The 14,824-nt window shown below is 57.1% G+C and carries 13 protein-coding genes; 4 read left to right on the top strand and 9 right to left on the bottom strand.

Features of this window, described 5'->3' with window-relative positions; all coding sequences use genetic code 11:
- Positions 1-3: 3 nt before the first annotated feature.
- The 3 genes from hutU to hutI form a co-directional block, all read right to left on the bottom strand.
- Positions 4-1,689 carry a urocanate hydratase gene (gene hutU / locus IEI95_RS00205; RefSeq protein WP_194415621.1) on the bottom strand — a complete coding sequence of 562 codons (1,686 nt, stop codon included), beginning with the start codon at positions 1,687-1,689 and terminating at the stop codon, positions 4-6.
- 7 nt (positions 1,690-1,696) lie between these two features.
- On the bottom strand, positions 1,697-2,509 hold the full coding sequence (gene hutG / locus IEI95_RS00200) for an N-formylglutamate deformylase (protein WP_156536518.1): 813 nt from the start codon (positions 2,507-2,509) through the stop codon (positions 1,697-1,699).
- Between the two features lie 73 nt (positions 2,510-2,582).
- The gene (gene hutI / locus IEI95_RS00195; protein WP_234617928.1) at positions 2,583-3,830 is read right to left on the bottom strand and encodes an imidazolonepropionase; all 1,248 of its coding nucleotides are present in this window, start codon (positions 3,828-3,830) and stop codon (positions 2,583-2,585) included.
- A 121-nt stretch (positions 3,831-3,951) separates the two neighbouring features.
- Here hutI and IEI95_RS00190 point away from each other — a divergent pair, with 121 nt between their 5' ends.
- Positions 3,952-5,313 carry a formimidoylglutamate deiminase gene (locus IEI95_RS00190; RefSeq protein ID WP_153517063.1) on the top strand — a complete coding sequence of 454 codons (1,362 nt, stop codon included), beginning with the start codon at positions 3,952-3,954 and terminating at the stop codon, positions 5,311-5,313.
- Between the two features lie 145 nt (positions 5,314-5,458).
- On the opposite strand, the gene IEI95_RS00185 is transcribed toward IEI95_RS00190, so the two are convergent.
- The 6 genes from IEI95_RS00185 to IEI95_RS00160 all read right to left on the bottom strand — a co-directional run bounded on the left by IEI95_RS00185 (position 5,459) and on the right by IEI95_RS00160 (position 10,725).
- Positions 5,459-6,286: an ABC transporter permease gene (locus IEI95_RS00185; RefSeq protein WP_071208187.1), complete on the bottom strand. Its 828-nt coding sequence runs from the start codon at positions 6,284-6,286 to the stop codon at positions 5,459-5,461.
- Positions 6,283-7,185 (bottom strand): ABC transporter permease, encoded by a 903-nt coding sequence (locus IEI95_RS00180; protein WP_060718524.1) that lies wholly within the window; start codon positions 7,183-7,185, stop codon positions 6,283-6,285. The genes IEI95_RS00185 and IEI95_RS00180 overlap by 4 nt, the downstream gene beginning before the upstream one ends.
- Positions 7,163-8,245, bottom strand: a complete 1,083-nt coding sequence (locus IEI95_RS00175) for an ABC transporter ATP-binding protein (RefSeq protein WP_060718525.1) — start codon at positions 8,243-8,245, stop codon at positions 7,163-7,165. Before IEI95_RS00175 ends, IEI95_RS00180 begins: the two co-directional genes overlap by 23 nt.
- Positions 8,245-9,267: an ABC transporter substrate-binding protein gene (locus tag IEI95_RS00170; RefSeq protein ID WP_071208189.1), complete on the bottom strand. Its 1,023-nt coding sequence runs from the start codon at positions 9,265-9,267 to the stop codon at positions 8,245-8,247. Before IEI95_RS00170 ends, IEI95_RS00175 begins: the two co-directional genes overlap by 1 nt.
- 183 nt (positions 9,268-9,450) lie before the next feature.
- Positions 9,451-9,636, bottom strand: a complete 186-nt coding sequence (locus IEI95_RS00165; protein ID WP_060718527.1) for a hypothetical protein — start codon at positions 9,634-9,636, stop codon at positions 9,451-9,453.
- 141 nt (positions 9,637-9,777) lie between these two features.
- Complete coding sequence (locus IEI95_RS00160; RefSeq protein WP_071208191.1) at positions 9,778-10,725, bottom strand: cucumopine synthase-related protein; 948 nt, start codon at positions 10,723-10,725, stop codon at positions 9,778-9,780.
- 403 nt (positions 10,726-11,128) lie between these two features.
- Between IEI95_RS00160 and IEI95_RS00155 the strand changes: the two genes are divergently transcribed.
- The 3 genes from IEI95_RS00155 to hutC all read left to right on the top strand — a co-directional run bounded on the left by IEI95_RS00155 (position 11,129) and on the right by hutC (position 14,768).
- Positions 11,129-12,091, top strand: coding sequence for a cucumopine synthase-related protein (locus IEI95_RS00155; RefSeq protein ID WP_194415619.1), 963 nt, complete (start codon positions 11,129-11,131; stop codon positions 12,089-12,091).
- Positions 12,092-12,259: 168 nt separating this feature from the next.
- A complete protein-coding gene (hutH, locus tag IEI95_RS00150; RefSeq protein ID WP_194415617.1) occupies positions 12,260-13,789 on the top strand; it encodes a histidine ammonia-lyase in 1,530 nt (509 codons plus the stop codon).
- Positions 13,790-14,018: 229 nt separating this feature from the next.
- The gene (gene hutC, locus IEI95_RS00145; RefSeq protein ID WP_060716469.1) at positions 14,019-14,768 is read left to right on the top strand and encodes a histidine utilization transcriptional repressor HutC; all 750 of its coding nucleotides are present in this window, start codon (positions 14,019-14,021) and stop codon (positions 14,766-14,768) included.
- Positions 14,769-14,824: the final 56 nt, after the last annotated feature.

Raw genomic sequence — 14,824 nt, 5'->3', positions numbered from 1 at the left:
CCCTCAATTTCCCAGAATGCCGGGCAGGCGAAGACCCTGCTCCTTGGCGCAATCGATAGCGATGTCGTAGCCGGCATCGGCATGGCGCATGACGCCCGTCGCCGGGTCGTTCCAGAGAACACGTTCCAAGCGGCGGGCCGCGTCGTCAGTGCCATCGGCGCAGATGACCATGCCGGAATGCTGGGAGAAGCCCATGCCGACGCCACCGCCGTGGTGCAGTGAGACCCAGGTCGCACCGGACACCGCGTTGAGCAGCGCGTTCAGGAGCGGCCAGTCGGAAACGGCATCCGATCCGTCCTTCATGGCTTCCGTTTCGCGGTTCGGCGAGGCGACCGAGCCGCTGTCGAGATGGTCGCGGCCGATGACGATCGGGGCGGAGAGTTCGCCGTTACGGACCATTTCGTTGAAGGCGAGTCCGAGCTTGTGGCGGTCTCCCAGACCCACCCAGCAGATGCGCGCCGGCAGGCCCTGGAACGCGATGCGTTCGCGCGCCATGTCCAGCCAGTTGTGCAGGTGCTTGTTGTCAGGCAGCAGCTCCTTCACCTTGGCGTCGGTCTTGTAGATGTCTTCGGGATCACCGGAAAGCGCTGCCCAGCGGAACGGGCCGATGCCGCGGCAGAACAGCGGGCGGATATAGGCCGGCACGAAACCGGGAAAAGCGAAGGCGTTTTCCAGTCCTTCATCCTTAGCGACCTGACGTATGTTGTTGCCATAGTCGAGCGTCGGCACGCCGGCATCCCAGAAGGCGACCATGGCTTCCACATGCTGCTTCATCGAGGCGCGGGCGGCGACTTCGACCGACTTCGGGTCGCTTTCGCGCTTGGCCCTGTGTTCGGCAACCGTCCAACCGATCGGCAGGTAGCCGTTCAGCGGGTCGTGGGCCGAGGTCTGGTCGGTGACGATGTCTGGACGCGGCCCGCCTGATTTCATACGCTTGACCAGCTCCGGAAAGACTTCTGCAGCGTTGCCGAGCAGGCCGACAGACTTGGCTTCGCCCGCCTTGGTCCACTGGTCGATCAGCGCCAGCGCTTCGTCGAGCGTCTTCGCCTTGGCGTCGACGTAACGAGTGCGCAGACGGAAATCGATGCGCGTCTCGTCGCTCTCGACGGCGAGGCAGGAGGCGCCGGCCATGACGGCGGCCAGCGGCTGGGCACCGCCCATGCCGCCGAGGCCGCCCGTCAGGATCCACTTGCCCTTGAGGTTGCCGTCATAATGCTGGCGACCAGCCTCGACGAAGGTTTCATAAGTGCCCTGGACGATCCCTTGCGTGCCGATATAAATCCACGAGCCGGCGGTCATCTGGCCATACATAGCGAGACCCTTCTTATCCAGCTCGTTGAAGTGATCCCAGGTCGCCCAATGCGGCACGAGGTTGGAGTTGGCGATCAGCACGCGCGGCGCATCCTTGTGGGTGCGAAAAACACCGACCGGCTTGCCCGATTGCACGAGGAGCGTTTCATCCTCGTTCAAATCCTTCAGCGTTGCGACGATGCGGTCAAAATCCTCCCAGGTGCGAGCAGCACGGCCGATACCGCCGTAGACGACCAGCTCATGCGGGTTCTCGGCCACGTCAGGATCGAGATTGTTCATCAGCATACGCAGCGGCGCTTCCGTCATCCAGCTCTTGGCATTGAGTTCATTGCCCTGCGGTGCGCGGACGTCGCGGATATTGTGGCGTGGGTTGGTCATCTAGTTTTTAGCTCCTCGCTTCGTTCTTGAGATCAGCTGCAACGTGCTCCAGGCGCGTCAGTATTTCGTTCAGATGGACACGAAGACGTTCTGCCTTCGCCGGGTCGTAGGCGAAGGGCGGTGCTTCGGTCTGGAGATGCGTCGACTGGGCAAGCTCCATTTGGATCGCATGCACGCCCGTCTCCGGCCTGCCATAGTGGCGCGTCGTCCACCCGCCCTTGAAGCGGCCGTTGAGGTTGCCACTAAAGCCTTTGGCCGACGCAACGACGTCCACTGTGGCCTCTTGGATCCGCGGATCGCAGGTCACACCTCCGTCAGTGCCGATGTTGAAATCCGGAAGCCTGCCTTCGAACAGAAAGGGGATATGTGATCGGATTGAGTGGCAGTCATAGATGATGGCGATACCATGGATCGCCTTGATCCGTTTTATCTCCGCCAGCAGAGCGGCGTGATAAGGTTCGTGGAAGCTGGCGACACGTGCTGCCACATCCTCGGCGCTAGGCTCGGCGCCGATAGTCCAGATAGGATTGCCGTCGAAATCTGTCGTCGGAACGAGTCCGGTCGTATTCTGGCCGGGGTATAAGGACGTCCCAGCCGGATCGCGATTGGCGTCAATGACGTAGCGATGGAAGGTTGCTCGAACGACAGTAGCGTTTTCCAGCAAGCCATCGTACAGATTATGTATATGCCAATCGGTGTCAGCAAGCCGTCGACCATTGTCGTTCAGTTTGTGCCATATATCACCTGGAACATCGGTTCCAGTATGCGGCACACCAAGAATGACGGGGGAAGTACCTTGTTGGACTTCAAAAACGCTCATCGATTGCTCTCTATTGCAAAAGACAACTCATGGGGTGCTGATCGCGACGCACGAGTAGTCATGGTTTTTGATTTCAGGGCCGCAATCTGCGGCCTTTGAATATTCGGGCATGCAGCGGATTGAACCCGATGCGATAAACGAGTTCGGCCGGTCGCCCGATATTCCACACAGCGAAATCGGCGGATTTGCCAACTTCAAGCGTGCCTGTGGTCGTGACCAAGCCGAGTGCACGCGCAGCTTCCCGGGTCGCCCCAGCAACGCATTCGTCGACACTCAATCCGAAAAGCGTGGCCGACATATTCATGGCCAGCAGCATGGACGTCAGAGGCGAGGTTCCTGGATTACAATCTGTCGCGATGGCGATGCTGGCACCTGCGTCCCTCAGCGCCTGAACCGGTGGTAGCTGCTTTTCCCGCAGGGTGTAGAAAGCTCCGGGCAGGAGGACGGCAACGGTCCCAGACGCAGCCAACGCCCTGGCGCCATGTTCATCGAGATATTCTAGATGGTCTGCCGAAAGCGCCCCGCGAGAAGCCGCGAGTTTTGCTCCACCGAGATTGCTCAACTGCTCGGCATGCAACTTGATAGGCAACCCATGCCTTTCGGCAGCGTCGAAAACGCGAGAAATCTCGTCAGGAGAAAAGGCAATACCCTCACAGAAGCCGTCGACAGCATCAACCAGCCCTTCTCGTCTGGCTGCCTCGAGGCCAGGAATAACAACATCTTCGATGTACCCACCGTTGTTACCACGATAAGCTTCCGGCGTCGCGTGCGCTGCCAGATAGCTCGTTACGATCCGCACAGGGCGTAACGCCGCGAGCCGCCTCGCGGCTCGAAGCATCTTCAATTCCGTTCCGACATTGAGGCCGTAGCCCGACTTGACCTCCACGGTGCCGACTCCTTCGGAGAGGAGAGCGTCCAATCGGGGAAGTGCCTGAAGGACCAATTCGTCCTCCGAAAGCGCGTTAGTCGCCTTAACAGAGGAGACAATGCCGCCGCCGGCTCTCGCAATCTCTTCATAGGTTGCGCCCGAAAGCCTCATCTCGAATTCCAACGCCCTGTCGCCGCCGAAAACCAGATGTGTATGGCAGTCGATCAGGGCGGGCGTTACCCACCGACCTCCCAAATCAACCTCAATCGCTCCCTTTGTCAGGGAGGCGGGGAGATCATTGTCTGTACCGACATAAGAAATCTGCTCGCCTTTGACGATGACTACGCCACCGTCGATGATGCCAAGGCCATCCGTTCCTTCCGCGACGGTTGCCAGTCGCGCATTCCTCCAGATGACGACTTCCTCATCCGATGTGGGTTTTGCCTCTGACACCTCGATCCCCATATCAATTGGATTTGTCTTTCCTTATCTGTATTTTGTATATACCAATGGCGTAAATTGCAAGAACCAAGTTGATCGTTTTGGCGATCGCATCAAGCTCGGAGAAGAGGTTATGGGAGAGTTGGATCGCACCACACTATTTGCGAAGAGCGCCCTTTTGCCCACCGGTTGGCATAAGAACGTTCTGCTGCGGATCGAGGGCGGCTTTATCGCGTCCGTCGAAACAGGTACGGCGGCAACGTCGGCCGACGAGCGCCACAACCTCATCTTGCCCGCGATGGGCAATCTTCATAGCCATGCCTTTCAGCGCGCCATGGCAGGCTTGGCCGAAACACGCGGACCAACCGATGACAGCTTCTGGAGCTGGCGAAATGTGATGTACCGGTTCGCTTTGACAATGAGCCCGGATGATGTCGAGGCCGTCGCTTCGCAGCTATACATGGAGATGCTTGAAGCGGGCTACAGCCGTGTCGGTGAGTTTCACTACCTGCATCACAGCCCAGATGGCAGCCACTACTCAAATATTGCCGAGATGGCGGAACGCATTATCGCGGCGGCCAGCGCCACAGGAATAAGTCTGACATTACTGCCGGTCTTTTACGCTCATTCGGGGTTTGGTGGCCTTGCTCCGGTCGAGGGGCAACGGCGGTTCATCAACTCGCTCGACAGTTACGACCAACTGATGAGCGAGTGCCAATCGCTAGTCGGGAAAATTGCTGGCGCCGAACTCGGCGTGGCGCCCCACAGCCTGAGAGCCGTCACGCCGCAAGAGTTGCTTCAGATCACTGAAAGGTGGGCCAGAGGGCCGATCCACATTCACATTGCCGAGCAAATGAAGGAGGTCACAGATTGTCTCGCCTGGTCCTCCGCCCGCCCGGTCGAATGGTTGCTGGACAATGCGCCGGTCGACCAGCGCTGGTGCCTCATTCATGCGACCCATATGACCGAAACCGAAACGCGTAGAGTTGCGCGTAGTGGTGCAGTTGCGGGTCTTTGCCCGATAACCGAGGCCAATCTCGGGGATGGCATATTTCCCGGCCATGCATTCGTTGAGGAGGGAGGCAGGATCGGCATCGGATCGGACTCGAACATCCTGATCTCCCTCGCTGGTGAATTGCGGCAACTCGAATACTCGCAGAGGCTGGGACGTCAGATGAGAAACGTACTGGCGGCGCCGAATGAATCCACGGGCCGTCATCTTCTTGAGTCAGCGGGCCGCGGTGGCACTGTGGCTTTGGGATCGGAGATTGGCATCGAGGCCGGCAACTCAGCCGATTTGCTGTCGCTCAATGTCGATGCCGTTTCCTACCTTGAGAGAGATGAAATTCTGGACCACTGGATATTTGCCGACGGGGTGACGATCGACAGCGTCTGGGTTCGCGGCCGCAGACAAGTCGTTGCGGGACGCCATGTCGCTCGCGACGAAATCAATCGTCGCTTTCTCGCCACGATGCATAAGTTGCTTCGTCGATAGCGGGCTGCAAGTGCGAGCGCGGGAAACACTTCCCGTAACGCTGCGAGGATATTTGGCCCGGCGTCCAGAACATAACTCCTTGGCAGCATCAACTGCAAAAGGGGCGTCGAGCGCCCCTTTTGTCTTTTATGTTGATCCGGTCGATCTAGTTGCGCCGGCCGGTAAAGACATTCAGGCCTACAAGGCGGTCGATGATCAGAACGACAATTGCCGAGCCAATGACCGACCAGGTGGAGACGGCAGCAATCAGCGGTCTATATTGGTACAAGAGATATTCGTAGATCTTGATGGGCAACGGCTGCAATTCGCGCGGCGTGAGAAACACGGAGATCGAAAAGTCGTTCCATGACGTTATGAACGCAAACAGGAAGCCGGCAATGACTCCGGGTTTGATCAAGGGCAGTGTCACCGAAACGAAAGTCCGCCATGGATTTGCCCCGACGCTGCTGGCTGCATCCTCCAGCGCAGGATCAAGATGCTCGGTAACCGCCGTGATGGTACGAACCGGATACGGCATGGTGATTATCACGTGGCCAATCATGAGGATGAACAGATTGGTCACACCGAACACGTAGATCATCACGGAATAAAGGGACAAGGCGAAGATCACCGAGGGCACCAGCAACGGTCCCATGAACGACAAGGTCAGGATTTTCGCCACCGTCGGCGGGGCTTTTCGCAATTGCAACGCAACGGGAAGGGCAAAGAGCGTCGAGACAGAAGCTGCCACCGATGCGACGACAAAACTGATGAGCGCACCATTAACGAAGCTGCCGTCGGTCAGCGCCGCAGTCATCCAGTGCAAGGTCAACTGTCGCGGTGGGAAAAACATCGCTTCCGCGTTCAAGGCTGCGCCCGCGACCACGATAAGCGGGGCGATAACAAAGACAAATGCACAAAATGCGGCAATTCCCAGTGCCGAAGGAAGCGGTAACCGCACTTTCCTGCCTGGAGCTATTAAGGTGGTGCTCATGCCGCTCTCCTCGCCGTTCGGAATGTTCGATTGATGGCGAACAAATAGATTGCGGTAATCAGGATGCTCAGGATTGTCAGGCTAATCCCGATCGCGGCGGCGAAGGGAAAATTGCCTTGCACGGTTGCCTGTTCGTACGCCATCATCCCCATCATTCTCACTCGACCACCCCCCATCAGGGACGGGATGGCGAATGCTGCAGCGTTTAGCGTGAAAGCAATCAGGGTGCCCGCGACCACTCCCGGCAGCGAGAGCGGAAATGTCACGGCCCAAAAAGTCCTGTACTTGTTCGCACCGACGCTCTCTGCCGCCTCTTTGAGCGCCGGGTCGATCGCGGCGATTACGCCGATAAGGGGCAAAACAACGTAAGGCACGGCAATCTGGATCAAGCCGATCAAGACGCCAAGCTCGGTATACATAATGCGGACCTTTGGCATGCCGATAAAGGTCAGGGCGCTGTCGACAAGTCCGCCGCTCATCAGAAGCACATTCAAGCCGAAAATCCGAATGACAATGTTTACCGAGAGCGAGACGACCACCATGCTGGTGAGAAAACCTCTCCGATGCGGGGGAAGTTCAGCGATATAGTAGGCAAGCACATAGCCGATAATTAAAGCAAAGACCGTGGAGACAACCGACAGCCTTACGGTCGTCCAAAGCGCTGTTTCCAGATAGAAGGGATCTGTCCAGAACCGCGCATAATGCTCGAGTGTGCCGGTAAACACAGGCGCACTGCCAACCTCATGCGTGGACATGCTTGTTCCGACAAGCCAGCCCATGGGGACAAAAAAGAACAGGATGACGAAGATGAAAGGCACGAATAGCGGTGCACGCGCGGCCCAGGCAACTACCCGGCCCCGCAGGCCGCCCTGATCGTCAGTCTGCGGCAATGACGGCATTGGTGACATTGATCCTGACCTTATCTCCGGGGTTCAAAATATCGGCGTTCGATCGCTCCTGAAGGAAGATCGGCGCCTCGGGGTCGTGCGTGAGATGGATACCGTAACGGATCGCCGATCCCTCATAGACCACGTCACTCACGGTGCCTTCGAGCTGGTTTGCAGTCAGATCGGTTCCCTGCCGCTCAAGCACAAGCCACTCGGGTCGAACGATGACGGTAACCTTCTCGCCTGTCGGCTTTGCCGCGGGCGCATGCGCGGTCACGATCGCACCATTGCCAAGCTTGATCTCGGCTTTGCTCTCCTGAGTATTCTGCACCAGTTCGCCATGCATGAAATTGGCGCTACCAAGGAAGCCCGCGACGAAACGGTTCGCTGGTCGTTCGTATACGGTCCGTGGGTCTGCTATCTGCTGAATTTTGCCGGATTGCATGACGACGACCTGATCGGACATCGAGAGCGCTTCTTCCTGGTCGTGGGTGACGAATAGCATCGTCACGCCAAGAGACCGTTGCAGCCGCTTCAGTTCAATGCGGAGTTCTTCACGCAGCCGCCTATCCAGATTGGATAGCGGCTCATCGAGAATGATGACCTCCGGATCAATGGCAAGGGCGCGCGCCATTGCGACGCGCTGCTGTTGGCCTCCGCTCAATTCGCGCGGATAGCGATCCTTCAACCCGGTCAATTGTACCATGCCAAGCGCCCGATCTACACGACGAGCAATTTCTTCTCTGGGTAGTTTGCGGATGCGAAGACCAAACGAGAGTATCTCCGCGACCGTCATATGGGGCCACAGGGCGTAATTCTGGAAAACCACGCCGATGTTGCGTTTGTATGGAGGCAGATGGGTTACTTCTCTGCCTCTGATCGACACGCGACCGCTATCGGGGATGATGAACCCACCGATCATGCGCAGCGTTGTCGTCTTGCCGCAGCCGCTCGGACCAAGAACGGTGATGAACTCACCGTTCTTGACCTGGAGAGAAACGTCATCGAGAACGATGACGTCGCCGTAAGCCTTGCGGCAATGCGAAAGCTCAATGTCAAAATTTTCAGCCATTAGCGTTGAATTTCCCGTTCCCAGCGCTGCTGCCATTGATCATAGACCGACACAATGTACTTCCAGTCGGCACTTTGAAGGTCATTGACGTTGTCCGGCGTGATCATGATCTTGGCCTGAACATCCTGCGGCAACTTGGTTTCTTTGTTCGTCGGGAAGTAGCCAAGGCGGGTTGCCATGTTGAGGCCGGCTTCGGGGCTCAACAAATGATTGACCAGCTTCTCTGCCAGTTCGGTGTTCGGCCGGCCAGCAACTACGCTGAGTGTCGAGGCAAGCGGGAAGAACCCTTCCTTCGGAATGGCACCCTGGATTTTCAGGCCTTCAGTGTCACGCGCCCAGGCAATTCGACCATCGGTCCACATGCTCATGGAAATCTGATCGTTGCGGTACAGTTCGAGATGGTTGGCATGGGAATCGACCCAGACATCGATGTTCTGGGCAATTTTTGCCATTTCAGCGAAGCCGGCGTCCGGACTGCGCTCACTGCCGCCGGCGCGCTTTGCGAAGAGCGTGATCAGATCGATGTTTTCGGGTCGGAAGCCGCGCAGTGCGATCCGGCCCTTATATTCCGGCTTTGCGAGATCGTACCACGATTCCGGGGCCTTAACTTCGGCCGGATTGTAGGCGATGACGTATGCTCCGAAATTCGCGGCAACGACCGCATCGGAGTAGATTGCCTTCGGGTAGATGTTTTTGAGATTGGGAACAAGCTTCGGGTCGAGGGGCGCAAAGGCCTTCTCAGCTTCCATACGGAGGGCGAAGACCGGATCGGAAACGATCACATCGACTTCCTTATTGCGGACGCGCGCGATGTTGCTGGCACCGGAACCCGCAACGATTGTCACCTTCACCCCGTTTTCCTGCTCGAAGGACTTGACGCTCGCAGCCATCGCCTCGTCGTAAGCGCCGCCGAAGCCGCTGAGAATAAGTTCTTTCTGTTGCGCGAGCGCTGCCGAGCTCAATGCGCAGGCTGCAACCAGCAACATGCCACCGGCGATGGCTTTACCAAAATGCCATTTCATATCAGTTCCCCTTTGGTTGAAGTTCGACCCGCACTAAGACGAGACAAACCGCTCCGCGCCGGAATCTTTGCCGCGCGCAGACACTCAGTTGAGTTCGGATTTCATGACTGGCCCCTCCTGGGGCGCGTCAACTCGCAAACGAGCGGCTCGCTCGAGGCGTCTGTTGCCGGCGACGGCCGATAATCAGCGTGGTCGGGCAAGTCCTGCATGAGCCCTGAAGCTCAAAAGTCTTTCGAGACCATTCCGGATCGAGCGGATTGTCAAACTGTGTACACGCCCAGACACCCACGGATCGCCGGCGATTAGTCCGGCGCGCAGCGTCTTGTTCGGAACTTCATTGATCATTTCGAATTCGAACCAGAATGCCATTTCCTGTTCTCCTCTTTCCGCATTCTTTGCTGCGGTTTGGTCTATACATATTAACAGATTGGCATGGCCAATCAAGTCAATTTTTATGCAGGCCTAAACGTAAGGCGGCCCCGCTATCGGGGGCCGCATGGTTGAACGCATTTACGCGAGTTCGACCGTCAACATGATGGGCGTTTTGTCGCCAAAGTTGCTGTCCAGAACCGCCCGGCCAACCTTGGCGAGGTCTTCGGCGTATTGCGGCAGGATCTCACCGAGCACCGGCGTTGCGATGTCTTCGGTTACTTCGCCGTATTGCACGATGACCTTGTTGCCGGTGCCCTGCGAATAGCGGATACGGCCGACCGGAGCGTCACACTGACGTTCCTTCACATGAACCGGCGAAGTGCTGACCACGGGAGCCCAGGCGTACATGGATTCACCGCTGACAACAGCGTGGTCCTGAACGACGGTGAACGGCAAAGCCTCGATGAGGTCATTGCAGAGTTCCGGGTTTTCCTTGGTAGCAAGATAGGCAATGACGCTGATGCCGAGTGGCTGCCATGTGAGGCGTACCTTCTGGCCTTCGTTGATCTTCACGCGCCGCGAGAGATCGGCCAGTGCCGCGATAGAACCTTCGGGGGTCTCGTAGGTGAGATGCTTGCCGATGCTCCAGGGGAAATAGTGGAAGGACCAGGCAGCCAGTCGGTTGAGATATCCGAGGAACGCCTTGACCGCCTCAACCGCTTCCCCGCGGCTGGAAGCTGTCGGCAGGTGCTTCGTGATCGCTTCGGCGAACGCGCCCATTTCCTGCAGGCCGCTATAACGCAGGTAGTTGCTGTATGCGTAATCAAAGCGATGAACCAGTGCGCAGCACTGCTCGAGGGTGAAGCGCTCGTCCTGGAACGTGAGCAGGAGGGGGTACCATGTGTACATCGACTGGTCGCGAAGCATGCCGTTCACGAAGTCCAGGTTGGTGAAGTACTGGTTGTTTGTGCCGACCGCGAAGGTCCCGGTGCGGATATCGTGAAGTTCCTTCGGCTCGGTGCTTTCATAAGCACGGGTCGCCTCCTTCACCGCCTTCACGACGTCACTCAAGCTATTATACGACATTTCGCAGATCCCTATCGTTGATCGTGCGGCTACGAGGCCGCACGGGGATAAGCATATCCAATAATGCCATTTTGTATAGACCATTTATCCATTCTGGTTTGGACGATGATGCTCTTAGCTTCCCGAAATTGGAACGTACGGCGAACATAAGTGCCGTGAAGCCACGCCGGGCACTCTAGGTCGATGTCCTCTGGGTGACTGCTTGGGGAGAAATATTTTCCATAAACGGTCAAAATTGGGGGATAAGTAGACAAATATGGCATTATGTATAGCATAAATCTGCGAGAACGACTATTTTTATCATCATTTCGGCTTGAGATCGGCGAATAAACAAATATGGACTATACCTATTCAGGTTATGGCTTTCGGTTTGACCTGAAAAAATTCCAAAAGGGGAAGCGAAATGGGAAGATTGGTTGAGATCGCGTGGCCAGAGCTCGACATCGTCGTGGTGGCCGAGCTCGCAGACGAGGAAAATCCCGAACTCTGCGAGGAGTTTTGGCAGGACCTGCCATTCAAGGTCATGCAGGCGCATCCGGTCGTGTCGGGAGAGTCACTTTATGCGTGGACGCCAACGATCAGCACGGCACCAGTTCGGTTGCGCCGACGCATTGTCGATTGCGCAATCGGTGACCTGAGATACTCCCAAGCCACCGGCAACAAGTTTTCGATCCAGTACGGCAAGGGACTTGAGCCGCTCGCTCAGCCCGTCCTCGGAAAAGTCCTGGAGGAATATCATCATCTGCTGCCAGTCGTCGGCAAGGCGATCTGGAACAACCTGTTTTTCGTAAAGGAAAAGATCTTCGTGGAGGTAAGGCCGCACGACGTGTCACAGGCGTTCAAAGGCGAAGGCAGGTTTGCAAATCTGAAGGGCGCTGCTGCGGTATTTTATGCGGAAGCCAAAAGGATCCAGACGGACGAACCGGAAGACTTGCGTCGCATACGGACGGGTGAGATTGGTGACACTGGAACGTATGGTCAGTATTTCACTGCGTGGGACTTCGCCAACGGCATGCTCCGCGACTACATCATGTACACTGCGTATCCACTTCTGAAGCTGATCGACACACTCTCGCATGAGGATTTTGTGGCGGCGGTCGAGGCGTTTGATCCTGCCTATTCGGAATATCTTGGCTACTCCGGACTGAACACGCTGCTCGACTTCTCCAACAAGCTGCGTGCCGCCATCCGTGAGACTGACGACAAGGAAGAGCTCCGCACGCTGCTGCGAACCTTCATTATGTATGGCAATCGGCTATGCGCCTGGTCATATCATTACTTCCCCTGGTACCTTGGGATGTTTTACGGGCGTGCAGTGAACGGTCAGGAATTTCCCGGTCGATTCAACCAGATTAAGCCAAACTAATCAGTCTCATAGAATATATCCATTCCTCCGGGCGGCCCGTTTCGACGTGGTCGCCCGCTCCATTTTTTGGGATGGAGCTTTACACAGGGGCAGATTTGGTATGGTATATACAAATATGGGGCCACAACGCGAATATGTCTGCCCCTCCCTCATCCTAAAGGTTTGAATATGCCCAACACGCTCGTCCCAGGAAAAGTAACGCTCGAAACATTGGCAGCCGTCTATGAGAACGCATTGATCCCAAAGCTGGATGCGGACTCCCTGAAAAGGGTACAGGCATCCGCCGACAGGGTGGCCGAGATTGCGGGAGGAGATGAGGCGCATTACGGGATCAATACCGGCTTCGGAAAGCTGGCGAGCGTGCGCATTCTCGCCGACGACGTCGAAACCTTGCAACGGAATCTGATCCTTTCTCATTGCTGCGGTGTCGGCGCTCCACTCGCCGACGGCATCGTGCGCCTCATCATGACGTTAAAGCTGATTTCGCTAGGACGGGGCGCTTCGGGCGTCAGGCCGCAAGTCATTCACGTGCTCGCCGCCATGCTCGAGAAGAATGTCCTTCCGATCATTCCCGAAAAGGGATCTGTGGGCGCATCGGGCGACCTCGCGCCACTCGCTCACATGACGGCGGCTGTGATCGGTGAAGGCGACGCCATGTTCGATGGCGAAGTCATGTCGGCAAAGCAGGCGTTGGCCAAAGCCGGTATCACCCCGATTACGCTAAAGGCCAAGGAAGGCCTGGCGATGATCAACGGTACTCAAACCTCAACCGCCCTCGCACTTGTTGGCCTCTTTCGGGCTCACAGGGCACTGGTATCGTCGCTGGTATCCGGTGCGCTCTCAACCGACGCCGCGATGGGATCGACCGCGCCTTTCCACCCGGAGATCCACACTCTTCGCGGCCATCAGGGTCAGATCGACGCTGCACAGGCGCTGCGCTCGCTCATGGATGGCTCCGAAATCCGCGCAAGTCATGAAGAAGGCGATGAGCGGGTTCAGGACCCGTACTGCCTGCGATGCCAGCCACAGGTGGCAGGAGCCTGCCTGGACCTCCTGCGTCAGGCTGCCAACACTTTGATGATCGAGGCGAACGCTGCCACCGACAATCCCCTCGTGCTCTCCGATGGAACGATCGTCTCTGGCGGCAACTTCCACGCCGAGCCCGTAGCCTTTGCCGCGGATCAGATTGCCATCGCCATCTGCGAGATCGGTGCAATCGCACAGCGACGTATCGCCCTGCTGGTGGATCCGGTTCTTAGCTACGGTCTCCCCGCATTTCTGACACCCAGACCAGGTCTGAATTCCGGCTTCATGATCGCCGAGGTGACCTCTGCTGCTCTCATGTCGGAAAACAAGCAGATGTCGCATCCTGCTTCGGTTGACTCCACACCAACTTCCGCAAACCAGGAGGACCACGTGTCCATGGCTTGCCATGGTGCCAGGCGTCTCCTTCAGATGACCGAAAACCTGTTCTCTATCGTGGGGATCGAAGCTATCAGCGCCGCTCAGGGCATTGATCTCAGGGCTCCTCTTTCCTCGAGCCCGGCGCTTGATACGGTCCGCAAGGGAATCCGCGCCGTAATACCCAAGCTCGAAGATGACCGCTACATGGCTGACGATCTCAAGCGCGCAACCGAGCTTGTCGCGAGCGGTCGCTTGATTGCTCCGTTGACGAAGGGCCTCCTGCCGGTTCTCTGATTGGCAGTGATATTGTCCTGGTGGCGGCGACGTTAATCTCGCCGCCATGCATTTTCACATTTCGGTCGAAAACCCTTCTTTCCATTGACCTTAGCAATCGCGATCTGGCCTTCGTTTGGTGTACGATTAATCAACCATATGTTATAGACCATTGATACGGTTTTTGCAGATGGTGAAAGAGGTACGATCGTGAGCAGTTCCAATATTTCAAAGGCAGCGTCGCTTGCCCATGGATGATCTTGCAATAGAAAAGCATGCCGCATCTCGATACTCGGAGATCCAGCGTGACATCGAGAACAAGATTGCCACGGGTGAGTGGGGCCCAGGTGCCCGGATTCCGCCGGAGCGTGAGTTGGTCGACATCTATAACTGCTCTCGGATGACGGTGAACAAGGCTCTGTCGAGCCTGGCTGCTTCGGGAATGATTACCCGGAAGCGCCGATCCGGGTCCTTTGTAGCTCCGCCGCGGATCGAAGAGCCGTTGATGCACATTCAGGACATCCGTGCAGAGGTCATGGCGATTGACCGGACCTACACGTTTGAGATCACGGATCGGAGCATTCGCAAGGCGACCGACCCTCTAGATGCGCGTCATGTCGGCGTTCCTGTCGGGACGCGTCTTTTGACCCTTGAAGTCATGCACTACGCTGACAATCTCCCGTTCACCATGGAAACCCGCCAAATCAACCTCGACGCGGTTCCCCAGGTGGAGAGACTTCAGTTCAAGGACGAACCGCCCGGCAGTTGGCTCCTTCATAACGTTCCGTTCACAGACGGAGAACATTCGATACGAGCGGTGTCGGCTGACGCCATACTTGCTCGCCGGTTGCAAGTGGTTGAGCGAACCGCATGCATATCCATCGCGCGCCGGACCTGGCTGGATGAACAGCTTATTACCTTCGTCCGTCTTATTTATCCTGGCGACCGCCACCGTTTCGTGGTGCGCTTCAAGCCGTCAGCACAACCGGGCGTGTCCTAGGCTGCCTCGTCGGGCGATAAGCCAAACTTTGTAAGTTGGTGGGTTGGCGAAGCTGC

This window comes from Agrobacterium vitis (assembly GCF_014926405.1).
Taxonomy (GTDB): domain Bacteria; phylum Pseudomonadota; class Alphaproteobacteria; order Rhizobiales; family Rhizobiaceae; genus Allorhizobium; species Allorhizobium vitis_H.
This window is presented reverse-complemented; position numbering and strand designations above follow the sequence as displayed.